The 23,565-nt window shown below is 69.9% G+C and carries 24 protein-coding genes and 1 tRNA gene; 15 read left to right on the top strand and 10 right to left on the bottom strand.

What is annotated here, in order from left to right:
• Window positions 1-33: 33 nt before the first annotated feature.
• Complete coding sequence (locus tag ACSG06_RS03095; protein ID WP_440988797.1) at window positions 34-1,695, bottom strand: DUF255 domain-containing protein; 1,662 nt, start codon at window positions 1,693-1,695, stop codon at window positions 34-36.
• Window positions 1,696-2,167: 472 nt separating this feature from the next.
• Between ACSG06_RS03095 and ACSG06_RS03090 the strand changes: the two genes are divergently transcribed.
• The 5 genes from ACSG06_RS03090 to ACSG06_RS03070 all read left to right on the top strand — a co-directional run bounded on the left by ACSG06_RS03090 (window position 2,168) and on the right by ACSG06_RS03070 (window position 4,850).
• A complete protein-coding gene (locus tag ACSG06_RS03090) occupies window positions 2,168-2,752 on the top strand; it encodes an FxsA family protein (RefSeq protein ID WP_440988796.1) in 585 nt (194 codons plus the stop codon).
• A gap of 78 nt (window positions 2,753-2,830) precedes the next feature.
• Window positions 2,831-2,904, top strand: a tRNA-Ile gene (locus tag ACSG06_RS03085).
• 121 nt (window positions 2,905-3,025) lie between these two features.
• Window positions 3,026-3,223, top strand: a complete 198-nt coding sequence (locus ACSG06_RS03080) for a hypothetical protein (RefSeq protein WP_440988795.1) — start codon at window positions 3,026-3,028, stop codon at window positions 3,221-3,223.
• 99 nt (window positions 3,224-3,322) lie between these two features.
• Window positions 3,323-4,210 carry a haloalkane dehalogenase gene (locus tag ACSG06_RS03075; protein WP_440988794.1) on the top strand — a complete coding sequence of 296 codons (888 nt, stop codon included), beginning with the start codon at window positions 3,323-3,325 and terminating at the stop codon, window positions 4,208-4,210.
• Between the two features lie 52 nt (window positions 4,211-4,262).
• Window positions 4,263-4,850 (top strand): archaellin family protein, encoded by a 588-nt coding sequence (locus ACSG06_RS03070; RefSeq protein WP_440988793.1) that lies wholly within the window; start codon window positions 4,263-4,265, stop codon window positions 4,848-4,850.
• Between the two features lie 73 nt (window positions 4,851-4,923).
• On the opposite strand, the gene ACSG06_RS03065 is transcribed toward ACSG06_RS03070, so the two are convergent.
• Entirely contained in the window at window positions 4,924-5,085 is a 162-nt protein-coding gene (locus ACSG06_RS03065) for an FmdB family zinc ribbon protein (RefSeq protein WP_440988792.1), read from the bottom strand.
• 169 nt (window positions 5,086-5,254) lie between these two features.
• On the opposite strand from ACSG06_RS03065, the gene ACSG06_RS03060 reads away from it, so the two are divergent.
• The 4 genes from ACSG06_RS03060 to ACSG06_RS03045 all read left to right on the top strand — a co-directional run bounded on the left by ACSG06_RS03060 (window position 5,255) and on the right by ACSG06_RS03045 (window position 9,306).
• Window positions 5,255-5,404 carry a hypothetical protein gene (locus ACSG06_RS03060; protein ID WP_440988791.1) on the top strand — a complete coding sequence of 50 codons (150 nt, stop codon included), beginning with the start codon at window positions 5,255-5,257 and terminating at the stop codon, window positions 5,402-5,404.
• A 90-nt stretch (window positions 5,405-5,494) separates the two neighbouring features.
• Entirely contained in the window at window positions 5,495-8,581 is a 3,087-nt protein-coding gene (locus tag ACSG06_RS03055) for an FAD-binding and (Fe-S)-binding domain-containing protein (RefSeq protein ID WP_440988790.1), read from the top strand.
• Window positions 8,582-8,783: 202 nt separating this feature from the next.
• Complete coding sequence (locus ACSG06_RS03050) at window positions 8,784-8,999, top strand: DUF7996 family protein (protein WP_440988789.1); 216 nt, start codon at window positions 8,784-8,786, stop codon at window positions 8,997-8,999.
• A gap of 49 nt (window positions 9,000-9,048) precedes the next feature.
• Window positions 9,049-9,306, top strand: coding sequence for a DUF8006 family protein (locus tag ACSG06_RS03045; RefSeq protein ID WP_440988788.1), 258 nt, complete (start codon window positions 9,049-9,051; stop codon window positions 9,304-9,306).
• 57 nt (window positions 9,307-9,363) lie between these two features.
• Here ACSG06_RS03045 and pepF read toward each other — a convergent pair whose 3' ends face one another.
• Entirely contained in the window at window positions 9,364-11,157 is a 1,794-nt protein-coding gene (pepF, locus tag ACSG06_RS03040) for an oligoendopeptidase F (protein ID WP_440988787.1), read from the bottom strand.
• Window positions 11,158-11,286: 129 nt separating this feature from the next.
• Here pepF and ACSG06_RS03035 point away from each other — a divergent pair, with 129 nt between their 5' ends.
• Window positions 11,287-12,498 (top strand): hypothetical protein, encoded by a 1,212-nt coding sequence (locus ACSG06_RS03035; RefSeq protein ID WP_440988786.1) that lies wholly within the window; start codon window positions 11,287-11,289, stop codon window positions 12,496-12,498.
• Window positions 12,499-12,545: 47 nt separating this feature from the next.
• Complete coding sequence (locus tag ACSG06_RS03030; protein WP_440988785.1) at window positions 12,546-13,853, top strand: M28 family peptidase; 1,308 nt, start codon at window positions 12,546-12,548, stop codon at window positions 13,851-13,853.
• A gap of 1 nt (window position 13,854) precedes the next feature.
• On the opposite strand, the gene truA is transcribed toward ACSG06_RS03030, so the two are convergent.
• Window positions 13,855-14,709 carry a tRNA pseudouridine(38-40) synthase TruA gene (gene truA, locus ACSG06_RS03025; protein ID WP_440988784.1) on the bottom strand — a complete coding sequence of 285 codons (855 nt, stop codon included), beginning with the start codon at window positions 14,707-14,709 and terminating at the stop codon, window positions 13,855-13,857.
• Window positions 14,710-14,796: 87 nt separating this feature from the next.
• Between truA and ACSG06_RS03020 the strand changes: the two genes are divergently transcribed.
• Window positions 14,797-15,216 (top strand): hypothetical protein, encoded by a 420-nt coding sequence (locus tag ACSG06_RS03020; RefSeq protein ID WP_440988783.1) that lies wholly within the window; start codon window positions 14,797-14,799, stop codon window positions 15,214-15,216.
• Between the two features lie 6 nt (window positions 15,217-15,222).
• On the opposite strand, the gene hisS is transcribed toward ACSG06_RS03020, so the two are convergent.
• The 5 genes from hisS to ACSG06_RS02995 form a co-directional block, all read right to left on the bottom strand.
• On the bottom strand, window positions 15,223-16,536 hold the full coding sequence (gene hisS, locus ACSG06_RS03015) for a histidine--tRNA ligase (RefSeq protein ID WP_440990286.1): 1,314 nt from the start codon (window positions 16,534-16,536) through the stop codon (window positions 15,223-15,225).
• Window positions 16,537-17,041: 505 nt separating this feature from the next.
• Window positions 17,042-18,067, bottom strand: a complete 1,026-nt coding sequence (locus tag ACSG06_RS03010) for a dipeptide epimerase (RefSeq protein ID WP_440988782.1) — start codon at window positions 18,065-18,067, stop codon at window positions 17,042-17,044.
• Window positions 18,064-19,077: an N-acetyltransferase DgcN family protein gene (locus ACSG06_RS03005; protein ID WP_440988781.1), complete on the bottom strand. Its 1,014-nt coding sequence runs from the start codon at window positions 19,075-19,077 to the stop codon at window positions 18,064-18,066. Before ACSG06_RS03005 ends, ACSG06_RS03010 begins: the two co-directional genes overlap by 4 nt.
• Before the next feature lie 122 nt (window positions 19,078-19,199).
• The gene (locus ACSG06_RS03000; RefSeq protein WP_440988780.1) at window positions 19,200-20,096 is read right to left on the bottom strand and encodes a Vms1/Ankzf1 family peptidyl-tRNA hydrolase; all 897 of its coding nucleotides are present in this window, start codon (window positions 20,094-20,096) and stop codon (window positions 19,200-19,202) included.
• A gap of 73 nt (window positions 20,097-20,169) precedes the next feature.
• On the bottom strand, window positions 20,170-20,559 hold the full coding sequence (locus ACSG06_RS02995) for a DUF5802 family protein (protein ID WP_440988779.1): 390 nt from the start codon (window positions 20,557-20,559) through the stop codon (window positions 20,170-20,172).
• A 176-nt stretch (window positions 20,560-20,735) separates the two neighbouring features.
• Between ACSG06_RS02995 and ACSG06_RS02990 the strand changes: the two genes are divergently transcribed.
• Both ACSG06_RS02990 and ACSG06_RS02985 read left to right on the top strand, forming a co-directional pair.
• Window positions 20,736-21,650, top strand: coding sequence for a hypothetical protein (locus ACSG06_RS02990; RefSeq protein ID WP_440988778.1), 915 nt, complete (start codon window positions 20,736-20,738; stop codon window positions 21,648-21,650).
• Window positions 21,651-21,711: 61 nt separating this feature from the next.
• Window positions 21,712-22,368, top strand: a complete 657-nt coding sequence (locus ACSG06_RS02985; RefSeq protein ID WP_440988777.1) for an ArsR/SmtB family transcription factor — start codon at window positions 21,712-21,714, stop codon at window positions 22,366-22,368.
• On the opposite strand, the gene ACSG06_RS02980 is transcribed toward ACSG06_RS02985, so the two are convergent.
• A complete protein-coding gene (locus tag ACSG06_RS02980) occupies window positions 22,369-22,986 on the bottom strand; it encodes a DUF8526 domain-containing protein (protein WP_440988776.1) in 618 nt (205 codons plus the stop codon).
• 163 nt (window positions 22,987-23,149) lie between these two features.
• On the opposite strand from ACSG06_RS02980, the gene ACSG06_RS02975 reads away from it, so the two are divergent.
• A complete protein-coding gene (locus ACSG06_RS02975) occupies window positions 23,150-23,545 on the top strand; it encodes a DUF5811 family protein (protein WP_440988775.1) in 396 nt (131 codons plus the stop codon).
• Window positions 23,546-23,565: the final 20 nt, after the last annotated feature.

Below are 23,565 nucleotides of genomic sequence, written 5' to 3'. Positions count from 1 at the left end.
GGTCGGCGGTCGTCCGGGGCGCCTCTCGCGGGGTCAGCGAGCCAGCTCGGAGACGCGCCGGCCGAGTTCCTCCGGGGTCGTGGCGGGCTCGCTCGTCTCCGCACCGCGGACGACGTACGCCGCGTCGGGTTCGGCGTAGCCCTCGGTGGCCGGCACCACGACCTTCTCGTGGTCGGCCATCCGGAGTGCCGCGCGGTGGAGGTCGCTGACGGGGTCCGCCGTCACGGCGATGACGAGCGGCTCGTTCAGCAGCCGCGACACCGCGCTCCCGTAGGCCGCGATACGGACGCCGAACCGGTCGGCCGCGCCGGCGAACGCGGCGAGGGTGTCCCGGGCCATCTCGCGGTAGCGCTCCTCGCCCGTCAGCACCGCGAGGTCGAGCAACGCGTCGGCGAACTCGACGTTCCCGTCGAGCGGCCGCAGCGGTCTGTCGAGCAGGCCCACACCCGCCCGGGGGCCGTCGACGAACGACTGGCCGGAGCGCAGCGTCTCGATGGCGTGGTCGGCGACCGCCTGGGCTGTGTCGAGTGCCGAATCGTCTTCCAGCGCGTCCGGCCCGAGCACCTGCCGCGCCCGGGTCAGCGCGCCCACGACCCGCGCGTGGTCGACGAGCAGCCCCGACGCGCCGACCTCCTCGTCGGTCCGGTAGTGGGTCACCACGCCGTCGTCCACGAGGTCGTCGACGAGGTGCGAGAGCGCCCGCTCGGCGTACCGGCGCGCGCCCTCGTCGTCCGTGTAGCCGTGGTAGGTGAGCAGCGCGTCGACCGCGAGCGCGTTCCAGTCCGCGAACACGGTCTCGTCGACCGGCGGCGCGGGGGCGTCAGAGCGGTCGCTCGCCTCCGCCGTGTAGTAGTCCCGGCCCTCCCCGGCGGCCTGGCTCCCCGCGAACGCCTCGCCCGTCCAGAGCGTCGTCGTCAGGTAGTCCACCGTCTTCGCCGCGGGCTGGCGCAGCTCCTCCTTCCCCGTCAGCAGGTAGGCGTTCGCGAACGCCCGCACCAGCGCCGCGTTCGTGTCCAGCACCTTCTCGTAGTGCACGTCCGTCCAGTCCGGGTTGCCCGCGAACCGGAAGAAGCCGCCCTCGTAGTCGTCCAGCAGGTTCGCGCTCACCGCGTTCAGGCTCCGCAGGGCCTGCTCGCGCTCCCGCTTCAGCGCGAACTCGATCGTCCGGGGCATCGGGAACTTCTCCGCCTCGCCCCAGCCGCCCGCCTGCTCGTCGTACGCCGCCGCGAGCTGGCCGACGAGGTTCGACTCGATGTCGGGCGTGAGCTCCCCGGCGGGCGTGTCGGTCCCCTGGAGCGCCCGCGGGACCCGCCCGGCCGACGCCCCCTTGCCGTCCCACATCTCCCGCACCGAGTCGAGCACCTGCCGCATCCCGTCCACGCCGAGGTAGCCCGCGCCCGTGAGGACCTCGCCCGCGGGCGTGAGGAACACCGTCGACGGGAAGCCGCCCATGTTGTAGCGGTCTCGTACTCTGGGATGACGGTCGACGTCGACCCGGACGGGCACGAAGCCGTCGTTCACGTTCGCCGCGATCCTGGGCTCGTCGTACGTCTCGCGGTCCATCTCGTGGCAGTGCGAGCACCACGTCGCGGAGAGCGAGAGGAGAACTGGCTGGTTCCGAGCGTCTGCCGCGTCGAAGGCGTCCTGGCCCCACTCCCGCCACTCGACGCGCGTCTCGCGTGCGGACTCGTCCATGCGTTTGGGTTCGATTCTGCGTGCCTAAGGGTTGCGTGTTCTCCGTTGCAGGCGTCGAGTTCGAAACTGCAATCGAGGAGTCCCGAAGAACTACCGACAACCAGAACGCCCCGAGGTGCTCGGCTCCCGGGACCCACGCCGCGCTCCTCGCTCCGCTGCGGTGCTTGGCTGGCGAGACTCCTCCGTCGTCTCGCTGCTTCCCACTCGGTCGCTGGCGCTCCCTCGCGGGAACGGGCTCCGGGTTCGTCGAGACGCTCGCCCCTTTCAGTCCCGCCCCACACAACACCTCACCTCGGGCCTCCCCAACCTCCTTCGGTGCTCGCTACGCTGCGCTCCTCGTCCCTCGCGCGGAATGGCTCGCGGCCTTCGGCACGCTCGCCAGTCGCGCGCCACGGTGGAACCCGAATCCAGCGTCGCCACACCCCACGGAAATAGAAAAAGGGCTTTGAGGGGTGGCCTGCAACACCCGTCCATGCGAACGCTCCGGTACATCGGGCTGCTGTTGCTCATCCCCCTGCTCGATGCGATCCTGCTCGTGGCCATCGCGGCCTGGGGCTTCCTCGGTCCCATCGAGACGGTCGCGCTGGTCGTCCTGACCGGGCTCGTCGGGATGTTCCTCGTCCGCGCCGAAGGCCGCCGGACCATCCGGAAGATACAGCGCAAGCTCGCCGAGGGCAAGCCCCCGACGGACGAGCTCATGGACGGCGGGCTGCTCATCGCCGCCGGGGCGTTCCTCCTCACGCCGGGGTTCGTCACCGACGCGCTCGGCGTCCTGCTCACCATCCCCATCACGCGGGTGCCGATCCGCGTCGTCCTGAAGAAGTACGTCGTCACGCCGTACATCGACGAACAGGTCGGCGGGATGGCGAGCGGGAACGTCTGGACCTACGGCTTCCCCGAGGACGAGGACCCGTTCGAGAACGTCGGCGGCGCGAGCGGCGGTGGCGGCTTCGGCGGTGGCCCCGGTCCGGGCGACGCGGGCGGCAGCAGCACCGACGACGACGTGTACGACCTCGGCGACGACGCCTACGACATCGAGTTCGAGGACAAGGAGTGAGCGTGCGACGGCGTGGCGATGGACTGCGAGAAAGAAACGTTTAAACGTTCCAGCACTCAACTCAAAATCGCAGCCTTCGGGCCGATAGCTCAATCAGGTTGAGCGCCACTCTGATAAGGTGGAGGCTCTCGGTTCAAATCCGAGTCGGCCCACTTTTCGAGGGACTACGGACGGAGAGAGCCACCGCTCCGTGTACGGTTCCGCCGGCACTCGTTCCGGATTCCCATCCTCTCTCGGGAGTACTCGTCCACGCACCCCGAACGATGGACTGCGATGTCCCAGTACGAGGTCGTCTTCGACTCGAACGGTACCACCCGAACACTCGGCGGCGTCGAGGAGGTCAAGGCCGGCAACGACTTCCTGCAGTGCTACGGCGAGGTGAACGGCGACGACCAGCTGCTCGCGAAGGTCCCCTTCGACGCCGTCTGCTACATCGTCCACGAGGACGTCCGGCTGACGGTCAACGCCTGACGGGGTCGCCCCAGCTGCTCGCGGTCGGCCGCCCGAGCTCGCGTCGACTGCGTGAACTCCTGCCAAACCGTTTTCATCCCGGCGGGAGTCGCCCACCGCATGACCGAACTCGTGCGCACACCGGCCGGACGGTTCCAGTCGCTACCGGGCTACGACTACGACGCCGAGTACGTCGGCGTCGGCGAGCCGGAGATGGCGTACGTGGACGAGGGCGACGGCGACGAGACGTTCCTCTGCCTGCACGGCGAGCCGACGTACTCGTATCTCTACCGGAAGATGGTCCCGACGCTCGCCGAGCGCGGTCGGGTGATCGCCCCGGACTTCGTCGGCTTCGGGCGGTCCGAGAAGTACACCGACGGGGACGCGTACTCCTTCGACGCACACTACGGCTGGCTCGTGGCGTTCCTCGAGGAGCTCGACCTCACGGGGCTCACGCTCGTCTGCCAGGACTGGGGCGGCATCCTCGGGCTCGCGGTGGCGGCACACCATCCCGAGCGGTTCGACCGCATCGTGGCGATGAACACGGGCATCCCCGACGGCACGCAGGAGATGCCCGACGTGTGGCACCAGTTCCGCGAGATGGTCGAGACCGCGGAGTCGCTCGACGTCGCCCGCCTCGTCGAGTCCGGCTGTACGAGCGAGCTCTCCGACGACGTTCGAGACGCCTACCGCGCGCCGTTCCACACCGAGGCCGTGAAGGCGAGCGTGCGAACGTGGCCCGGGATGGTGCCGCTGTCGCCCGACGACGAGGGTGCCGACGTGATGCGGGCTACCCGGAGGCGCCTTGCCGAGTGGGAGAAGCCGGCGTTCGTGCTGTTCTCCGACTCGGACCCGATCACCAGCCCGAACCGCGACCCGCTGCGCGAGTTCCTCCCGACCGCGGGCGAGCAGCCCGACGTGTGGGTCGAGGGCGCGGGTCACTTCCTGCAGGAGGACGCCGGCGAGACGGTCGCCGAGCACGTCGTCGGATTCGTCGACCGGACGTAGCACGGCCCCCACGGCGGACAGAACTATGTGGTCGTCGACACGTGTGAGACGTATGGAGCGTCGGGGTCAGGCCGGCATCGGGACACTCGTCATGTTCGTCGCGCTCGTCACCGTGGCGGCCATCGCGGGTGGCGCGCTACTGGGCGGGGCGAACGCCATCCGGCTGCAGGCCGAGGACCAGACGGAGTCGACCATCGCCGACATCGGGACCGGCGTGACCGTCGTCAACGAGGTCGGTCGGGTGGACGACGACGGCGAGAGCGTCCGCTACGTCCGCCTCAGCGTGAAGCTCGGCTCGGGGACCAACGAGAGCGACCTCCGGAACGCGACCATCCACTACACCGATGACGACGTGACCACGACGCTCAACTTCACGAACCGGAGCGCGAACGCGACGAACTTCACCGTCGCCGCGCCCGTCGACGCCGACGACTCGGTGCCGGTGCTCAACGACGACACGGACACGTTCCACATATTCGTCGCGGTCGAGGCCATCCGGGCGGGCGTCGAGGACGGCCCCGACGGCATCACCTGGCGGACGAACGCGGGACTCACCATCGTCACGGCGAACGACATGCGCACGACGGTGACGCTGACACCGCCAGCCGCACTCGAAGGGAGGGAGTGGGTCGCCGTCTGAGCGCGGCGGGCCTGGCTGGGAGCGGGAGCCGCCACGGTCGATGGCCCGGGGGCGCGCTACCGTCGTCGTGGGACTACCAGTCGAGCCGCTCGACGCTGTAGCTTCCACAGTCCGGACAGGTGTGGTACTGCACGTCGAACCGGGCATCACAGGACTGGCAGGTGTACTCTCCCCCGGTCTCCCGTGTCGAAACGACACCCTGAAGGCGCCGCTTGACAGCTGTCAGCGGTCCCATCCTACTCCCACACTCGAGCAAGAGCATTTTAATGATTCGGCCTAAGCACCATGTGTACGGACCCACGTACCGTCGACCCGTAGATGGGAGCGAGACGGGCGTTGCCGTCCACTTTCACTTTCACCACGCTTGGCTGGCGGTTATGTGTCTCGTCACCCTACAGCCGTCCATGGCCACCCAGGACATCGGCGAGGCGCTCGACGACGCCCGGCTCGCGGCCGCCAGCGACGACTACGACGCGCTGGAGTCTGCAGGCCTCCGGCTGGTCGCGCTCGCCCGTCGGCACCGCCAGGAGGCACGTCGGGCGGACGCCGACTGAGCCAGCGGCCGGCACGTCGCGGGGTCGCGCGGTCCGCACGCCCTGCCGCACTCGCCACGTTTTACAGCGCTGGCTGCCAGAGTCTCCGCCATGGCCAGCGACCCCGACGGCGCCCGCGACCGCGAGGCCGCACTCGACGCTCGCGACGCAGGGGCGACCTACGACTACCGGAGCGACGACGTGGCCCGGCCGGAGCTCTGCGACGCGCTCTCCAGCCGGGTCGACGGCGACGTGCGCTTCGACTCCTACTCCCGCCAGCTGTACGCGACGGACGCGAGCATCTACGAGCAGCTGCCCGTCGGCGTCGTCTTCCCGCGATCGACCGACGACGTGGCAGCCGTCGTCGCCTACTGCGCCGACGAGGGTATCCCCGTGCTCCCCCGCGGCGGCGGCACCTCGCTGGCCGGGCAGACGGTGAACGAGGCGGTCGTGCTGGACTTCACGCGGTACATGGACACCGTCGAGTCGGTCGACCCGGACGGCCGCCGCGTACGCGCCCGGCCCGGCGTCCGCATCGGCGACCTGAACGACCGGCTCGCCGACCACGGACTGAAGTTCGCGCCCGACCCGGCGTGGGGCGACAAGAGCGCGCTCGGCGGGGCCATCGGCAACAACTCGACGGGTGCGCACTCGCTGCGCTACGGGAAGACGGACGCCTACGTCGAGTCCTGCGAGGTCGTCCTCGCCGACGGCACCGTCACCGAGTTCGACGAGATCACCGTCGACGAACTCCGCGACCGCGCCGACCCCCACGGCGACCTCGAGGCGCGCATCCACGCCGAGGTCGCCCGTATCCTCGACGAGGAGGCCGACGAGATACGCGAGCGCTACCCCGACCTCAAACGGAACGTCTCGGGCTACAACCTCGACTGGCTCCTCGAGGACGCCGAGGGCGCGACCCGCGACGTCGGCGAACCAGACACCGAGGGCGGGACGGTCAACCTCGCGAAGCTGCTCTGTGGCAGCGAGGGCACCCTCGCCGTCGTCACCGAGGCAACGGTGTCGCTCGAACCCGTTCCCGAGACGAAGTCGCTCGCGTTGCTGTGCTACGACGACCTCGTGACCGCGATGGCGGACGTGCCGGCGATCCTCGCACACGACCCGGCCGCCGTCGAGCTGGTCGACGAGGTGCTGCTCGACCTCGCACGCGACACCGCGGAGTTCGCCGACGTGGCCGAGAGCCTCCCGGACGGGACGCGGGCGACGCTCCTCGTGGAGTTCTACGCCGACGACGACGCAGCGGGCGAGCGCGCGGTCGCGGCCCTGCTCGCGGACCGTGCGCCCGCGGCGGTCGAGGGTGCGGACCGTTCCGGGAGGCATGACGAGCCGGCGCGCGCCTTCGACGCCCTCGAGGCCCACGACGAGGCCGAGCGAGCGAAGATCTGGAAGCTCCGCAAGTCCGGTCTCCCCATCCTGCTCTCGCGCACCAGCGACGCGAAGCACGTCTCGTTCATCGAGGACACCGCCGTCCCACCCGAGTCGCTCCCGGAGTTCGTCGAGGGCTTCCAGAAGATACTGGACGAGCACGACACGTTCGCGAGCTTCTACGCCCACGCCGGGCCCGGCGTGCTCCACGTCCGCCCGCTGGTGGACGCGAAGACCGCGGCGGGCGTGGCGGCCATGGAGTCCATCGCCGACGCCGTCACGGACCTCGTCGTGGAGCTGGGCGGCTCGGTGTCCGGTGAGCACGGCGACGGCCGCGCGCGCACCCAGTGGAACCGGAAGCTGTACGGCGACACGCTCTGGGAGACGTTCCGGGACGTGAAATCCGCGTTCGACCCGGACTGGCTCCTGAACCCGGGACAGGTCTGTGGCGACGTGCGCATGACCGAGCAGCTGCGCCACGGCCCCGACTACGCCTTCGACGCCGGCTTCGAGCCCGAGCTGGCCTGGGAGAACGAGAACGGCTTCCAGGGGATGGTCGAGCTCTGTCACGGCTGTGGCGGCTGTCGCGGCGACCAGCACACCACCGGCGGCGTCATGTGCCCGACCTACCGCGCGAGCCGGGAGGAGATCACCTCGACCCGCGGCCGGGCGAACATGCTCCGCTCGGCGATGGCTGGCGACCTGCCCGAGGACGGCTTCGGCGAGGAGTTCGTCGACGAGGTGCTCGACCTCTGCATCGGCTGCAAGGGCTGCGCCCACGACTGCCCGAGCGAGGTCGACATGGCGAAGCTCAAGGCCGAGGTCGTCCACGAGCACCACGAGCGAGCGGGCGTCCCGCTGCGCGACCGCATCTTCGGCCGCATCCACGACCTCTCCCGGGTCGGCAGCGCGCTCGCACCCGTCTCGAACTGGCTTGCCGACTTCGGGCCGGCCCGCGCCGTGGGGGAACGCCTGCTCGGCATCGACGCGGACCGCTCCCTGCCGACGTTCCACCGCGAGACGTTCCGCGACCGGTTCCAGGCACGGGGTGGCCCCGCCGTGCCCGCGCACGAGGCCGAGCGTCGGGTGCTGTGCTACCCCGACACGCACACGAACTACACCGACCCCGATGCGGGGATGGCGGCTGTGGCCGTGCTCGAGGCGGCCGGGGTCCACGTCGACGTGCCGTCGGGCGTCGGCGACACCGGGCGACCGGCGTACTCGAAGGGGCTGCTCGACGCTGCCCGGGAGACCGCGCGCGAGAACGTCGCCCACCTCGCGCCCCGGGTGCGCGACGGCTGGGACGTGGTGCTGGTGGAGCCGTCGAACGCCGTGATGCTCCAGTCCGACTACCCCGACCTGCTCGGCGGCGATTCGGTGTCGGAGCTCGCCGACGCGACCTACGGCGTCTGCGAGTACATCGACACGTTCCGACTGGACGACGCCATCGACTTCGCGGCGCCCGACGAGTCGCTCACCTACCACGGGCACTGCCACCAGAAGGCGACCGCGAAGGACCACCACGCGGTCGGCGTGCTCCGGCGCGCGGGCTACGACGTGGACCCGCTGGACTCCACCTGCTGTGGCATGGCCGGGAGCTTCGGCTACGAGGCCGAACACCGCGGCATGAGCGCGGCCATCGCGCGCATCCTCTACGACCAGGTCGACGAGAGCCCCGGCGACCGCGTCGTCGCGCCCGGCGCGTCCTGTCGCACCCAGCTCGCGGACCGCCACGTGCTCGGCGACGGCCGCGGTGCGGGCGAGCCGCCGACGCCGGTCGCGCTCCTGGCCCGCGCGCTCGACCGCCGATAGCGGTTGGTGATACGACACTATTCGCACGTATTGCGGCCTGTAGAGGGGTTTTAGTTGGTCGCGTGCGTAGCTCCGTACGGACGCACCCGCACGCTCCATGGTTCACTCGTCCGCGTGCGTCCACCCCGTTCGCCCCGGCTCCGTGCCGTTCCCGTCGGCACGAACCGGGGCATTGACGCTTCTCCAGCCCCGAGTGGCGGCCATGACAGAGACCACGAGCCTCGACCGGGAACGGACGGTGCTCGCCGGGTTGACCATCGCGTTCGCCGTCATCGTGCCCGGGGTGCTCAAGTACCTGCTGACGAGCGTGGGCTTCTCGTTCCTCGGCACGCTGGTCTGGGCGCTCGGGTACGGCGGCTTCGCGATCGCGTTCTTCTACCTCTTCATCCGCCCCATCGACCTGACCGGTCCGGAATAGCGTCCTTTCGTTAGCGTTAAGACTGCACCGGCGGGAGACGATACTAGAAATGAACGGGCTCGCACTGCAGGTTATCGACAACTTCCTGCTCAACTACAACGTGGGGCAAGCACTCCTCTTCGTGTTCGTCCTCTCGGTGCTCGGGACGCTCCCGCTCAAGTCCCTGAAGACAGTCGGTTTCGTCGTCGTCACCTTCGGCGCGATCTTCGTGGTGACGCCGTCGAGCCTCGCTCCCGTCCAGTACCGCTTCCTCGGGCTCGGTCTGCTCATCGTGGGCCCGATGCTCGTCATCATGGCCAAGAGATAACCCGACCGCCGCCACCCGTTCTCCCGACCGGTTCGTCCGAAAGCGAGACCGCCGTTGCTACAGCAGCGCTTCCATCTCGTCGAGGTACTCGCCGTAGGTGTCGAGCGCCGCCTGGATGGGTTCCGGCGAGCTCATGTCGACGCCGGCCCCCTGCAGGAGCTCGAGCGGGTACTCCCGCGAGCCCTTCGCGAGGAACCCGCGGTAGTCCGCCGCCGCGTCGGGCTGGTCGTCGTCGAGGATCTTCCCGGCGAGTGCGACCGCCGCCGAGATGCCCGTCGCGTACTGGTAGACGTAGAACGAGTAGTAGAAGTGCGGGATGCGCATCCACTCGCGGGTGATGTGCTCGTCGACGTTCGCGGGCTCGTAGAACTCCCGCTTGAGGTCGCCGTACGTCTCGTCGAGCGCGTCCGGCGTGAGGGGCTGGCCCGCTTCGACCATCTCGTGAGTCCGGTGCTCGAAGTCCGCGAACATCGTCTGCCGGTACAGCGTCGAGCGCACCCGTTCGAGGTACTCGTTGAGCACGTGCCGGCGGAACTGCTCGTCCTCGACCGTGTCGAGCAGGTGCTGGGTGAGCAGCGTCTCGTTGACCGTCGAGGCGACCTCCGCCACGAAGATCTCGTAGCCGGAGTAGATGTAGGGCTGTTCCTGCTTCGTGTACTGGCTGTGCATCGAGTGCCCCAGCTCGTGGGCCAGCGTGAACATCGACGAGATGTCGTCCTGGTAGTTCATCAGGATGAAGGGCTGGGTGTCGTACGTGCCGCCGGAGTACGCACCGGAGCGCTTGCCCTGGTTCTCGTAGACGTCGACCCAGCGCGACTCCAGCCCGTCCGCGACCCGCTGCTGGTACTCCTCGCCCAGCGCGCCGAGCGCCTCGACGATGTACTCCGTGGCCTGCTCGTACTCCACGTCGGGGCTCTCCGTCTCGGTCATCGGCATGTAGACGTCCCACATCGCCAGCTCGTCGACGTCGAGCGCGTCGGCCTTCAGCTCCGTGTGCCGGTGGAGCTTGTCGAGGTTGTCACGCACCGTCTCGAGCAGGTTGTCGTACACCTCGACCGGGACGTTCGGGCCGTCGAGCGACGCCTCGCGGGCGGTGTCGTAGTTCCGCGCCCGGGCCAGCTTCACGTCGGCCTTGACGGAGTTCTCGTACGCCGTCGCGACGGTGTTGCGCACGTCGCCCCACTCCTCGAAGTAGCCCTCGTACACCGCCTGGCGGAACTCGCGGTCGGGCTCCTTCAGCAGCGTCGTGAGATTGCTCTGGGTGATCTCGACCGAGTCGCCGTCGGGCTTCTCGACGGTCGGGAACGACATGTCCGCGTTCGAGAGCATGGTGTACACCTCGCCGGTGCCGCCGGTGACCTCGGAGAGGTCCGCCAGCAGCTCCTCCACCTCGGCCGAGCGGGTGTGCGGTTTCATCCGGAGCACGTCGTCGAGGTAGTGGTCGTACTCGCCGAGGCCGTCGGTCGACTCGACCATCGACTCGATCTCCTCGCGCGTCGCGGACTGGATCTCGGGTTCGATGAACGAGGCGGCGCTGGAGGCGTCGGCGGAGAGCGACTGCGCCCGCGTGCTGTAGCCCTGGTACGTCTGGTTCGTCGTGTCCTCGTCCTTGCGCATCCGGGCGTACGCCGTGACCTTCGAGACCTCCCGCATGACCTCGTCGCGGAGTTCGAGCGTCGCGAGCAACGTCTCGCCGTCGTCGGTGACCTCGCCCTCGTAGTGTGCGAGGTCCTCGAGCCGTGCCTCCACGTCCTCGAAGGCGGCCTCCCACTCCTCGTCCGTCGCGTAGATGGATTCGAGGTCCCACTTGTACTCGGTGTCGACCTCGGATCGCTCGGGAACTGAGCTCATGTGTTTCGATTCGGAACCGGGCGTTCGTAAGCTTTGTCACCTCGTCCCAGATGCCTGCCTGCACGTCATTTGGCCGTTCGTTCCACGCCAGATGCATACGTATTTAAGACGGGGGGAGACACACATCGTATGTTCGACATCTCCCGTCGCGGGTTCCTCGCCGGGACCGCGACGGCTGCGGCTGCGGCGGCGGCCGGCTGTTCGATGCTGTCCGCCGCAGGTGGCGGGAACGCGTCGGGGTGGCGGCCGAACTGGATGGTGCCACAGCAGACCCCGGAACCGGTACAGCGGGCATTTCTGACCGACCACGCGGCGGTCCGGGAGCTCGCGGGCGACATTCACGTCACCATGCTCGCGCGGCTGGGGAACAACAGGACACGACACGTCTCGCCGGAGGGGCCGACGGCGACGGTCCGACGCACGGACATGGAGTTCGTCGGCGGCGAGTTCGACGTCGACCGCGTGTCGGCCGCCATCGAGACGCACATCGACCGGAGCGAGGGGGCCCAGGAGTACAGACGTGTCGAGGACGACGGCCCGTACGTCCGGTACGAATCGACGGCCTACGGCTACGTCTGGACGGTCGGGGACGACCTCCTCGGACGCGCAGTACCGGGCGGCGACCAGTCGTCCGTGCCGGGCTTCGACGCGACGCTCGCGTCCATCGCGAACGGCGGCGCGGAGACGCTGTCCGACGCCGACGAGCACTACGCCGGACTGGTCGACCGACTCGACGCGCCGACCGCGGGGACGGTCTACCGCTACCAGCCGGACCTGGTGAGCGGGCTCCCCACCGCGGCCGCGACCGGTGTCCCGTTCCCGGCGGGCGCGTTCGGCACCGGCGAGAGCGTCGTGGTCGGCCCGGAGACGACGACGGTGCAGCAGGTCCACGTCTTCCCCGACGAGTCGGCCGTCGAGGCTGGGCTGGAGGACCTCGAACGTCGCGAGCACCGAGCCCTCGACGCCTACTCGCAGGACGGCCGGTTCCTCGTCGGCGAGACGGAGACCCCGACCGACGGGTTCGACCATCTCGCCGGCAGCTACGAGGAGTACGAGCGATTCGTGCTGTTCGCACTCGACGTGACCGACGACGACGAGGTCGAAGCGCGCTACGTCGCCGGTCCCGAACTCGACGGCGACACCGTCGCGGTGGGTGCCGGCCCGTTCGTGCAGAACCTTGTCGACCGCCCGTTCGCCGGCCAGTCCGTCGTCCCCGGCGACACGGCCGTCGCGGACGGGTTCGAGTCCTCGGCCGGGACGGAGGTCGAGGTCGAGGTGGAGGACACCGACACCCGGGTGTTCACCTGGGGGCTCCGGCTGCCGGTGTCGACGCGCGACTGACGAGGACCGACACAACACGTTTCCCGTCTCCGCTCCCACCACCAGCCATGACGGACGCAGACGCGGTCCTCGGCCGGCTCTGGCGCGACGACGAACCGTGGGACGTGCTCAGCTCGCTCTGCGAGCTCGACGACCGGCTCGCGGGTCACCACGGTGAGGCCCGTGCAGCCGACCTCGTCGCCGGCGCGTTCGAGACCGCCGGGGTCCGGAACGTCACCGAGTTCGCGGTGCCGCTGACGCGCTGGACCCGCGGCCGGACCGAGTTCGGCGTCGTCGAGCCCACGCCCCGGAGCTTCGAGGCCATCGCGCTGCCGTACTCGCCCGCCGGCGAAGTGCGCGCACCCATTGTCGACGTGGGCTACGGCACGCCCGAGGAGATCGACGAGGCCGACGTCGACGGCGCGGTCGTCGTCGCGAGCACCGACACGCCGCCGGACCGCCGCATCGTCCATCGCATGGAGAAGTACGGCCACGCGGTCGACGCCGGCGCCGAGGCGTTCGTCTTCGCGAACCACGTCCCCGGCCAGCTCCCGCCGACGGGCTCGCTCCGGTTCGACGAGGGCGGCGCGGTCCCCGGCATCGGCGTCTCGTACGAGACGGGCGAGTGGCTCCGCCGGTACGCAGAGCGCGACGGCGCGGTCCGGGTGTCGGTGGACGCCACGAGCGACGAGAGCGAGACGCCGGTCGTCCACGGCGTCCTCGGGCCGGACACCGACGAGGAGGTCCTCGTGCTCGCCCACCTCGACGCCCACGACGTCGGCGAGGGGGCGCTCGACAACGGCTGTGGCGTCGCCGTGGTCGTCGGCGTCGCGCGCGCCCTCTCGGAGCTCGACCTCGGCTGCCGGGTTCGGGTCGCCGCGGTCGGCGGCGAGGAGGTCGGCCTCGTCGGGAGCCACGGACTCGCGGGCGAACTCGACACCGGGTCGGTCCGGACGGTCGTCAACGTCGACGGCGCGGGCCGGCACCGCGACCTCGTCGCCTTCAGCCACGGCAGCGACGACCTCGCCGCGCTCGTCGAGGGACTCGCGGACGACACCGACCACCCGGTACAGGTGCGACCAGACCCGCACCCCTGGAGCGACCACTGGCCGTTCCTCACCGCCGGCGTCCCCGCCCTCCAGCTCCACTCCGACAGCGGCGAGCGCGGCCGCGGCGTCACCCACACCCGGGCCGACACGCTGGACAAGGCGGACCCGCGGACCCTCCGCAGCCACGCGATACTCGCGACGCTGCTCGTCCAGCGGGTGACGGAGACCCGGCCCGACCGTATCTCGCGGGGGGACCTTCTCGACGCGCTCCGCGAACAGGAGTACGAGCCGGGGATGCGCGCCGCCGGCGTGTGGCCGGAGTCCTGAGTCAGCCCGACCCGCCGTCGTCACCCTCGCCGCCGACAGCCTCGGGGACACCCGCGACGACCCGCCGGCAGAGCCGCCCCCGCGTCGTCGCCCGCACCGCCCGGTCGCCGAACACCTCGCGGACGCTCTCCACGCCTCGCGTGTCCGGGCCGAAGTCGAGACCGGGGTACGCGGCGTCCAGGAAGACGAGGCCCCCGGGCGGTGCCGGCGGCGGGATCTCGTGGTCGGGGAGCGTCCCCGGGACGAGCACGCTATCGACGCGTTCCGGCGGGACCTCCCCCGTGGCGACCGCCCGCACCAGCGAGACGAGTCGCCGGACGAGCTCGTGCAGGAAGCCGTCGCCACGGACTCGGATCACGAGGAAGTCGTCGTCGCGCTCGACCGTCGCCGTCGTGAGCGTCCGGGTGGTGTTCCCCGAGGAGACCGCCGAGAGGTCCCGAAAGTCGTGGGTCCCGCGGAGACGGTCCGCCGCCACCCGGGCCAGTTCGAGGTCGGCGTCGGGCGCGGACAGGTGGTACTCGTACGCCCGGCTCGTCGCGTCGTGGGTCGCGTGGAAGTCGTCGGGCGCGTCGGCGTGCGCCCAGGCCCGCACCGCTGCTGGGAGTTCACCGTCGAACGCCCGCGGGGTGAGCCAGTCGGGCGCGTCGAACGCGACGGTCTGGCCGAGCCCGAACACGCCCGCGTCGGTGCGTCCAGCCGCCGCGTAGCCCGCCGGCTTGTCCGCGTCGTCGGCGAGCACCCCCAGTTCCCGGAGCGCATCGAACAGCGCGTCCTCGACGGTCGGGAGCGTCGGCTGGCGCTGGAACCCGTGGAACGGCCGGCCGTCGTACGCGACCCGGAAGGCTCGCCGTGGCACGCCCGGCGGTTCGTGGCGATGCGTGATAATCGCCGCGGGTACGAGAGCGCCAACAGGATTACGACCCCCCGCACACACCGTGAGAGCATGGAGACGTTCACGGGCGCGGAGGTCGCCGAGGTGGTCGGCGCGGATCTGGCGGCACAACTCGGCGTCGACGAGGGCGAGTACACGGCCGACGAGGTGGCCCGCATCACGGACGTACTGGCCGAGAGCGCCCAGCTCGCGGAGGCCGTCGCCGACGGCGAGGCGGACCTCGCGACCCTGTTCACACCGGCGTTCATGGCCGCGCACACGGAGTTCGACGAGTTCGAGGCGTTCCTGGAGTCGAGCCCGTGGACCGAATCGGAGATCGCTGCCGCGTTCGCCGGCGAGACGCCGGACGGGGAGAACCCGGCGGCGGCCAACAGCAGCTTCCTCGCGCGGACGACCGACTTCGAGACGCCGGGCGCGATGGTCCAGACCGCCATCATCGACCGGACGAGACGGGAGATACAGACCGCGTAACGCCGTCTATTCTGCGAACGTGTCGTACGTCGGGCGGTCGTGGGCGCCCGGGAACTCGTCGACCGGTGCGGTGGTCTCGTCGCCGGATGCCATGTCCTTCACCGTCACCTCGCCGTTCGCGAGGTCGCGCTCGCCGACGACGACGACCGTCTCGGCGTTGATGGAGTCCGCGTAGCCGAGCTGCGCGCCGAAGCTCCGGTCGGAGACGTCCGTCTCGACGACGTGGCCACGCTCGCGCAGGTCGCGGGCGACCCGGGCCGCGACGGGCCGGGTGTCGCCGACGGAGAGCACGTAGTAGTCCGTGGAGACGGCCTCCTCGGGCCAGACGCCGGCTCGCTGGAGGAGCAGCGGCAGCGTGGAGTTCATCACGCCCGGGGCGACGCCGACCGCGGGCGTGGGCTGGCCGCCGAACGACTCGATGAGGTCGTCGTACCGCCCCCCGCCGAAGACGGCGCGGGAGACCTCGCCGGTCGCGTCGAAGCACTCGAAGACGACGCCCGTGTAGTAGTCCAGCCCCCGGGCCGTGGTCAGCGACACGTCGCAGAACTCGCGCACGCCGAAGTCCTCTGCCGCGGCGAGCACGTCCTGCAGGTTGGCGACGGCGTCGTGGACCGGCTCGCTCTCGGACCACTCCGTCAGCGCGTCGAGGTCGTCGTCCCCGGCGAGCAGCAGGTCGTCGAACTCGCGGGCCTGGTCGTACGTGAGCCCCGCGTCGTACAGCAGGTCCAGGTACTCGTTCTCCGCGATCTTCGCGCGCTTGTCCACCGCGCGGATGGCCTCCGTCGTCTGCACGTCCGCGTCGAACTCGCGGAGCAGCCCCCCGAGGATGTCGCGGTGCGAGACGCGGAACTCGAACTCGTCGGCCGAGAGGCCGAAGTTCGTCAGCATGTCCGCCGCGAACGAGAGTATCTCGGCGTCGGCCTCTGGTTCGGCGGAGCCGAAGATGTCCACGTTCGTCTGGTAGAACTCCCGGAACCGGCCCTGCTGGACCTGCTCGTAGCGCCAGAAGGGCCGCGTCGAGAACCACTTGATCGGCTTCGAGAGCGCCTGCTGTTTCGCGACGACCATCCGCGCCACCGTCGGCGTCAGCTCCGGTGTGAGTGAGACGCTCCGTCCCCCTTTGTCCTCGAAGGCGTACAGCTCATCGACGATCTCCTCGCCCGACTTGTCGACGTACATCTCCGTTCGCTCCAGTGCGGGTGTGGAGATCTCGCGGAAGCCGTAGCCCCGCGCCGTGTCCTCGACCGTGTCGATGACGGCCCGATAGGCCGCCATCTCGGCGGGGTAGACGTCACGGAACCCTTTGAGTCCCTCGTACATGGAGCGGGATTCGGCCAGCGCGCGCTTGAAAGCTTCCATCATCGCGTGTCGTCGCTGGATTCGTGTCTCGTGGCCAAGTCGTGGGAACTGCTGGTCACGAAAACTGCCAGAATGCCCCGCCTATCGGGGGAACTGCTGGTCACGAAAACTGCCAGAATGCCCCGCCTATCGGGGGAACGGCCGGTCACGACAACAGCCAGAATGCCCCGCCTATCGGGGGAACGGCCGGTCACGACAACAGCCAGAAAGCCCCGACGCGCTCGTCGGCTACGACTCGCTGCGGTCCTCGTACCTGCGGTCCTTGCGTCGTCTCGCTCGACGAGCGCGTCGCCCCTTTCAGTCCCACCCCCGCACAGCACCGCACCTCACGCCTCCCCAGCCGACTGCGATGCTCAGTCGCTAGCGCTCCCTGCGCTTCTCATCCCTCGCGCGGATGGCTCGACGCGCTCGCTGCGCTCGCACAGTCTCGCCAGCCGCGCGCCGGTCGGAAAATCAGTAGTCGCCGTTACCGCAGTCCGATGCCGGGTCGGTCGTCGAGGTCGATGTGTCCGCCGGCTCTCACGGGTCCCTCGTACGGGTCCGAGGCGTCGTCCAGCAGCAGCGACCCGTCGAGGTCGACGTAGTCACAGAGCGGCGCGAGCTGTGCACCGGCCGAGATGGCGGCGTCGGTCTCGATCATGCAGCCGAGCATGACCTCGAGTCCGTGGGCGCGGGCGGCGTGGACCATCCGGCGGGCCTCGACCAGCCCCCCACATTTCATCAGCTTCAGGACGGCCACGTCGGCGCGGTCGGCGACGGCCGGGACGTCGGGGAGCGTGACGCAGGACTCGTCGACGGCGACAGGGAGCGGCGAGTGCTCGTAGACGTAGCGCAGGCCCTCCGGGTCGGCGGCGGGCACGGGCTGTTCGAGGAACTCCACGTCGTAGTCGGCGAGCCAGTTCGCGTTGCTGACGGCTTCCTTCGGTGTCCAGGCCTCGTTGGCGTCGAGGCGCAGGGTCACGTCGGGCGCGGCCGTGGCGACGGCGTCGACCCTGGCGCGGTCGTCGTCGGTGCCGACCTTCACCTTCAGCGTGCCGTAGCCCGCATCGGCTGCGCGCCGGGCGCTGTCGGCCATCGTCTCGGGCTCACCGATGCCGACCGTGTAGGAGGTGTCGGGCGCGGCGTCGGGGTCGAGTCCCCAGTACCGCCACAGCGGGAGGTCGGTGTGGCTGCCGACGAGGTCGTGCAGCGCGATGGAGACGGCACACCGCGCCGCAGGGTTCCGGCCGAGTTCGTGGCCGAGCTCGCGTTCGATGCGCTCGACCTGGAACGGGTCCTCGATGGCCTCGATGGTGGGGCGCAGGCGCTCGATAGCTGCCTCGACGGTGCCCGCGTCCTCACCGTAGTGGGCGGAGGGCGCGGCCGCGCCGACGCCCTCGTGCTCGCCGTCGGAGAGGCGGACGACGACGTTGTCGGTCCGGTCGGTGGAGCCCCGCGAGATGGTGAACGTCTCCGCGAGCTCGAGGGAGACGCGCTCGACGGTGAGCTTCACAGGATCACCTCCATTACGTCGTCGGCACCGAAGCGCACGAGGTCCGTCGCGGGCGTGTCGAGCGTCTCCGCGAACCCGTCGACGGCGTCGCGGGCCGCGGCGTCGTCGTCCAGCCCGACGGTGTTCAGTGCGCCGGCGACGACGCTCGTCTCGCGGACAGGCGCGGCGAGTTCCTCGTAGAGGTCGACGTACGTCTCGACGGGCTGGAGGGGGTACGACTCGTAGCCGTGGACCGCCTCGCGTCCGGCTTCGTGACAGAGGACCAGGCTGTCGGGCTGTGCGCCGTGGAGGATGCCGCAGGTGACGGCGGAGTACGCCGGGTGGACGATGGAGCCCTGCCCCTCGACGAACAGGTAGTCGTGCTCGTCGCCCTTCTCCAGGATCATCGACTCGACCGCACCGGCCGTGAAGTCGCTGACCACCCGGTCGACGGGCATGCCCCAGTGCTCGATCATGATGCCGGTCTGGCCCGTCGGGATGACGGCAGCGTCGTGGCCCGCCGCCCGTGCCGCCTCGCAGAGCTCCATCGTCGCCGTCATCTTCCCGACCGAGCAGTCCGTCCCGACCGTGAGGACGACCTCGGCGTCGACCTCGCCCGCGACGCCCTCGGCCACGCTCAGGTCCTCGGGTGGCCTGCGCACGTCCCAGATGTCACAGCCGTGCTCGGCGGCGAGGTCGGCGAACTCCTCGTCGTCCGCGAGGAAGTAGTGCAGGCCGGCGACGAGGTCACAGCCGCTCCGGAGCGCCGTTCGAACGTCCTCGCGCCAGGAGTCCTCGAAGCCACCACCGATGGGCGCGATACCGACGACGAGCGCGTCGCAGTCGGGCGCGTCGGCCATCGACGCGACGATCGGGGCGTCCTGCACGTCGTCGACGAAGTCGCCGACCCGGCTGCCGGCGTTGTCGCGGTCGAGCACCGCGACCACCTCGTCGTCGCTGTACCGCAACAGCCCGAGAGCGGTCTTCGCGCGGTCCGGGAACTTCTCGTGGGCGAGGATGGCGATTCTCATGACTCCGCGTTCGCCGGGGGACGGGAAAAACGTTCTCGGGGCGGCAAGGTAGCTTGATGACCGGATTCTCGTCGGCGGCCATGTAGAGTCCCCGAACGACACGTCCGGAACTGGGACGACCGCTAGAACGTCGACACCCGCGTGGTGAAGAACTCGCGCACCGCGTCGTCCAGCCCCTCGGCACCGCTCTCGCTCACGTCCACCGCAGCAGTCGCCCGAGCCTGGTCCGAGAACTCCCCGACGAGCCGTCGGTCACCCACCACGAACAGCCGCTCTGCGCCCCGGCCCTCGATAGCCTCCCGGCAGTCGTCGAGGTGGTTCTGGATCTGTTCGTCGCGGATGCGCTCGAAGCGACCCTGCGAGAAGCCGCCCTTGGAGTGGTCGCCTTTCACGTCGCTCTCGAACGACGCGACCGACAGCCGCTCGTCACCGTCGTACTCGCCGATGGCGAACACGTCGGCACGGACGAGCGCGAGGGCGAACCGGCCGGTGGGCTGGCACCACGCGCGGTCGAGGCGGGCGGCCTCGCCCCACTCGCAGAAGGCACCGGGCTGGACGGGGGGTTGGAGCACCGTCGAGACGAGGCCCGCGTCGTCGGCGTAGACGAGGCACGGCGCCGCACGCTCGACCAGCCGGGCGCGGTCGCCGAGCAGCTCCTCGACGGCGTCGGGTGCGTCGTCGTCCTCGCCGACGGCGGCCGAGAGGAAGCCCTCCGGCTCCGTCCGGACGCTCTCCAGTCGCGAGAGTACCTCGTCGAGTCGCTCGCCGCGGCGATCCGTCCTGGCGTGGAAGGCGAGGTCGTCGCCGTCGTCGTCGTCGTGACGGTCCAGCTCGCCCTCCAGCTGGGCGATGCGGTCCTCCAGCCGGTTGACGCGCTCCTCGGCGTCCTGTCTGGCGCTGACGGCGTCGGCCCGGCGCTCGGATTCGGCCTCGAGCTGTGCCTCCAGTCGCTCGGTCTCCTCCTCCAGCTCCCCGATGCGGTCCTTCAGCTCCGCGCGGCCGAGCAACTCGTCGAGCATCGTTCCAAGCGGGGAGAGCCGCGTACTTCTAGGTTGCGCCGTCGGCCGGCGGTCGGAGAGAAACGGCCGGGGGTCAGGTGCCCGCGTTCGGCTCGACGTCGAAGCCGTCGTCGGTGTCGGCCCCCCCGTAGCCCGTGAACCGGAGCAGCTGGGAGGCTCGGTCCGCCTTCGCGAGGAACACCTCGGTGAGCTCCGGTGGGTTCCTGATGTCTGTCCGCTCGAGGAGCGATTCGGGTACTGCGAGTGTGTCCGCGGGGACCCAGTCCTCGCCGTGGACGGCCAGATGGGCCGTATCCAGTTTCATCACCAGCGGGCTGTCGGTCCGGGTGAGGCCGCTCCCGTCGTGGTAGAGTTGTTCGGCGACGCGCTCGTGCTGCTCGCGCTGCATCACGGGCTCGTCACCCTCGGACGGCGTGACGTACAACCGCCCGAAGTAGTAGCTACTCGAGAACGCTTCGAACATGCTGTGCACTAGTGTGAAAGACATTGACACCCAAAAGCATGTTGGGCAGTGTTTATATCGGACCGCAAACCGACCGACTGCGAGCGGGAAAACGATTCTGAACGGTCCCCCGCACACGGGTGAACCGTCCGAACGGTGGTGGAGGTTTTTAGGGGAGTCAGCCTTAGGACCCGGTGATGAAGAGCACACTCGCCGTTCTGGCCTGCGTCGTGCTCACCGTCGCAGCCCTCCCTGTGGCGGTCGCGGACCACCCGACTCCCGCGACGGCGGTCGACGCAGCAGCCACGAACGACCCAGTCCAGACGCCACCCGGGGACAACAACTCCTCGAACCGATCGATGGGTGGCGCCTTCTCCACGTTCGCGCAGTCTGCTGCCGCCGACGCCAACGGAGAGGTCGACAGTCGCATGTGGGGCGCCGCGTTCAACGGCTCCGGCGACAACGCGACGCGGACCCGGCTCGTCGAGGGCCGCACGACCGCCCTCGAAGCACGACTGGAGGCACTCCAGGAGCAGCGCCAGCGACTGCAGGAACGCCGAGACGAGATGAGTCGCGTGGCCTACCGCGCACAGCTGGCGTCGCTCACGAGCCGGCTCGCCGCGCTGGGGTCCGCACTGAACCAGACCGAAGACGCCGCCCGCGAGACCGGCGTGAACACCACCCAGCTCGACCGCATCCGGCAGAACGCGAGCGAGCTCACCGGCCCCGAGATCGCCGAGATGGCCCGCGAACTCGGTGCGGGCGGGCCCCCCGAGGACGTGCCCGGGCTCGACAGCGACGACTGTCCGGAGAACCGACCGAACTGCGGGAACGAGACCGGCGGCAACGGCGACGATGGCCCCGGTGACAACCCCGGTCAGGGCGAGGAGAACCGCGGGAACGTCTCCGACGGCCCGGGAAACGGACCTGGTGGCCCTGACGACGGGGCCGGCGGCGACGATGGCTCCGACGGCGACGGTACCGGTGCAGGGACCGGCGGCAGCGGTGGGAACGGCGGCAACGGCGGTTCTGACGACGGCGCTGGCGGCGACGCAGCCATCTTCTCGGCCGACACCGTCCTCCTCGAGCCGCTCCCCTGGACGGCAGCCTGACCGACCGCCGGCGGACCGGAGGGGTGACGCTTTTACGCGCTAATCGCCAAGGCACAGCTAGATGGACTCAGCGGCGTTGCTCGACCTGCTCGGAAACGAGAACAGACGGCGCATCCTGCGCCTGCTCGCTCGGAAACCGTGCTACGTGACCGAAATCAGCGAGTACCTGGGCGTCAGCCCCAAGGCCGTCATCGAGCACCTCCGCAAGCTCGAGGACGCCGGCCTCATCGAGAGCCACACCGACGACCAGCGCCGCAAGTACTTCCACATCGCACGCAACCTCCGGCTCGAGGTCAACGTCTCCCCCTACGCCTTCGCGACCAAGAGCGCCTACCCCGCCTCGAAGAGCCTCGACATGACGACGTGTCGCCACCTCAAGCTCGACGTGCAGTACTCCGAGGAGGGCGAGAACACGAACGACCTCGTCGCCGACCTCTCCCGGCTGGAGGAGCTGGAGAACGAGCTCTCGATGGCCCAGCGCTGGGTCCAGGGCCGCATGACCGACGTGCTCGACCGCATCACCGACTCCGTCGGGGCAGGGAGCGACAGCCGGCTCTACGCCGACGTGCTGCTCGCGGTGCGCTCCGAGCCCAGAACCGCCGTCGAGATCGCCAACAGCGTCGACGCACCGCCCGGGATGGTCGAGGACGTGCTCGCGGACCTGCAGGACAACGACCTCGTCCGCTACGGTTCAGACGGCTGGCAGCTCGCCGACTGACTACCAGCTGAGGTCGTCCTCGAACTCGTCGGGGTCGCTCGTGAGTCCCTTCCTGAGGTCCGACCCGAAGTAGTAGCCGACGAGCGCACCGACCAGCCCGAGGCCCGCCCCGAGCGCGAGCAGCAGCTGGCCGTTCGCGAACGCGATGAAGCGCAGGCTCGTCAGCACGGTCGTCACGAGCCCGACACCCGCACCCGCGAGCGCCGTCTCCGGGTAGCGGCCCTTCGACGTGGCGAGGCCGTAGAGGAACGCCGCGCCGACCAGCCCCGCCCAGCTCGCGAGCGCGCCGAGCACGGGAACGAACCCGCCCGCCACGTAGCCGACGGTCAACAGCAGCGTCGCCAGCAGGAACGACTTCGGGTTGAAGTAGCCCCGCCAGCCCTCGCCGTCGCTCCCGTCCGTGGACTGTTCGGCCTGCGTCGACGACGACTCCGAGCCGAAGCCGAGGTCGAGGCCGCCGTCGTCGTCGGGGGCAGGCTCGCGCCGGGTGGACTGCTCGGACTGCGACGTTCGGGCGCGGTCGTCGCCGCCGTCGAGGTCCGAGAGGAGGTCGTCCGTCTCTGCGAGGAGCTCGTCCGTCGACTTGTCGACGGTCTTCTCCTCCGAGCCGTCTGCCATGGGTGGATGTATCGGGTGTCCGGACAAGAGCCTTTTCGTCGGGTCGTGGGCGTCGTGTGTCCTCGATCCGTCGGCGTCGGGCCCGCCGACAGCAACCCCGTCTCGAGTGCCGTAGCCGAACGCTTTTTAGGCCATCCGGCCATAGCCGGAGTAGCGAGTTTTTATGAATGGAAACACTCCGTACGCCGGTCTGCCGGGCAGCACGCAGGCGGGAAAGCGTGCGTCCGCCGACGTGCCCGAGCTCACGGCGGAACAGAAGCGGCGGCTCCGCGCGGACGTCTCCCGCATCGCCGCCCTGACCCGGGAGTTCCTCCCCGACGAGTACGTCGTCGACGGCGACATCTCCAACGGCGTCGGCGGCCCGCAGGCGACGGTCGCCGTCCAGCCGCCGGTCGGCAACCCCATCAGCGCGGGCTTCACGCCGGACGTCGACGAGTTCGACGACGACGACCTCATCGACCCGGAGGACCAGGCGGAGGTCGCCCGCGGGCTGGCTGCCTCGGCTGCCCTCCAGGTGAAGAACGCCATCTCCGAGTCGGTGACGCCGACGGCGCGGTAGCGACCCGGAATCGGTAGCTT

Origin of the sequence: Haloarchaeobius baliensis (assembly GCF_052060055.1) — an archaeon.
GTDB lineage: Archaea > Halobacteriota > Halobacteria > Halobacteriales > Natrialbaceae > Haloarchaeobius > Haloarchaeobius baliensis.
Note: the sequence above shows the minus strand (reverse complement) of the source record. Positions and strands in the feature narration are given on the sequence as shown.

Excerpts from the sequence above, each read along its gene's own strand:
- ACSG06_RS03095 (WP_440988797.1), bottom strand. The coding sequence starts at position 1,695 with ATGGACGAGTCCGCACGCGAGACGCGCGTCGAGTGGCGGGAGTGGGGC.
- ACSG06_RS03090 (WP_440988796.1), top strand. The coding sequence starts at position 2,168 with ATGCGAACGCTCCGGTACATCGGGCTGCTGTTGCTCATCCCCCTGCTC.
- ACSG06_RS03080 (WP_440988795.1), top strand. The coding sequence starts at position 3,026 with ATGTCCCAGTACGAGGTCGTCTTCGACTCGAACGGTACCACCCGAACA.
- ACSG06_RS03075 (WP_440988794.1), top strand. The coding sequence starts at position 3,323 with ATGACCGAACTCGTGCGCACACCGGCCGGACGGTTCCAGTCGCTACCG.
- ACSG06_RS03070 (WP_440988793.1), top strand. The coding sequence starts at position 4,263 with ATGGAGCGTCGGGGTCAGGCCGGCATCGGGACACTCGTCATGTTCGTC.
- ACSG06_RS03065 (WP_440988792.1), bottom strand. The coding sequence starts at position 5,085 with ATGGGACCGCTGACAGCTGTCAAGCGGCGCCTTCAGGGTGTCGTTTCG.
- ACSG06_RS03060 (WP_440988791.1), top strand. The coding sequence starts at position 5,255 with ATGGCCACCCAGGACATCGGCGAGGCGCTCGACGACGCCCGGCTCGCG.
- ACSG06_RS03055 (WP_440988790.1), top strand. The coding sequence starts at position 5,495 with ATGGCCAGCGACCCCGACGGCGCCCGCGACCGCGAGGCCGCACTCGAC.
- ACSG06_RS03050 (WP_440988789.1), top strand. The coding sequence starts at position 8,784 with ATGACAGAGACCACGAGCCTCGACCGGGAACGGACGGTGCTCGCCGGG.
- ACSG06_RS03045 (WP_440988788.1), top strand. The coding sequence starts at position 9,049 with ATGAACGGGCTCGCACTGCAGGTTATCGACAACTTCCTGCTCAACTAC.
- pepF (WP_440988787.1), bottom strand. The coding sequence starts at position 11,157 with ATGAGCTCAGTTCCCGAGCGATCCGAGGTCGACACCGAGTACAAGTGG.
- ACSG06_RS03035 (WP_440988786.1), top strand. The coding sequence starts at position 11,287 with ATGTTCGACATCTCCCGTCGCGGGTTCCTCGCCGGGACCGCGACGGCT.
- ACSG06_RS03030 (WP_440988785.1), top strand. The coding sequence starts at position 12,546 with ATGACGGACGCAGACGCGGTCCTCGGCCGGCTCTGGCGCGACGACGAA.
- ACSG06_RS03020 (WP_440988783.1), top strand. The coding sequence starts at position 14,797 with ATGGAGACGTTCACGGGCGCGGAGGTCGCCGAGGTGGTCGGCGCGGAT.
- hisS (WP_440990286.1), bottom strand. The coding sequence starts at position 16,536 with ATGTACGAGGGACTCAAAGGGTTCCGTGACGTCTACCCCGCCGAGATG.
- ACSG06_RS03005 (WP_440988781.1), bottom strand. The coding sequence starts at position 19,077 with ATGAGAATCGCCATCCTCGCCCACGAGAAGTTCCCGGACCGCGCGAAG.
- ACSG06_RS03000 (WP_440988780.1), bottom strand. The coding sequence starts at position 20,096 with ATGCTCGACGAGTTGCTCGGCCGCGCGGAGCTGAAGGACCGCATCGGG.
- ACSG06_RS02995 (WP_440988779.1), bottom strand. The coding sequence starts at position 20,559 with ATGTTCGAAGCGTTCTCGAGTAGCTACTACTTCGGGCGGTTGTACGTC.
- ACSG06_RS02990 (WP_440988778.1), top strand. The coding sequence starts at position 20,736 with ATGAAGAGCACACTCGCCGTTCTGGCCTGCGTCGTGCTCACCGTCGCA.
- ACSG06_RS02985 (WP_440988777.1), top strand. The coding sequence starts at position 21,712 with ATGGACTCAGCGGCGTTGCTCGACCTGCTCGGAAACGAGAACAGACGG.
- ACSG06_RS02980 (WP_440988776.1), bottom strand. The coding sequence starts at position 22,986 with ATGGCAGACGGCTCGGAGGAGAAGACCGTCGACAAGTCGACGGACGAG.
- ACSG06_RS02975 (WP_440988775.1), top strand. The coding sequence starts at position 23,150 with ATGAATGGAAACACTCCGTACGCCGGTCTGCCGGGCAGCACGCAGGCG.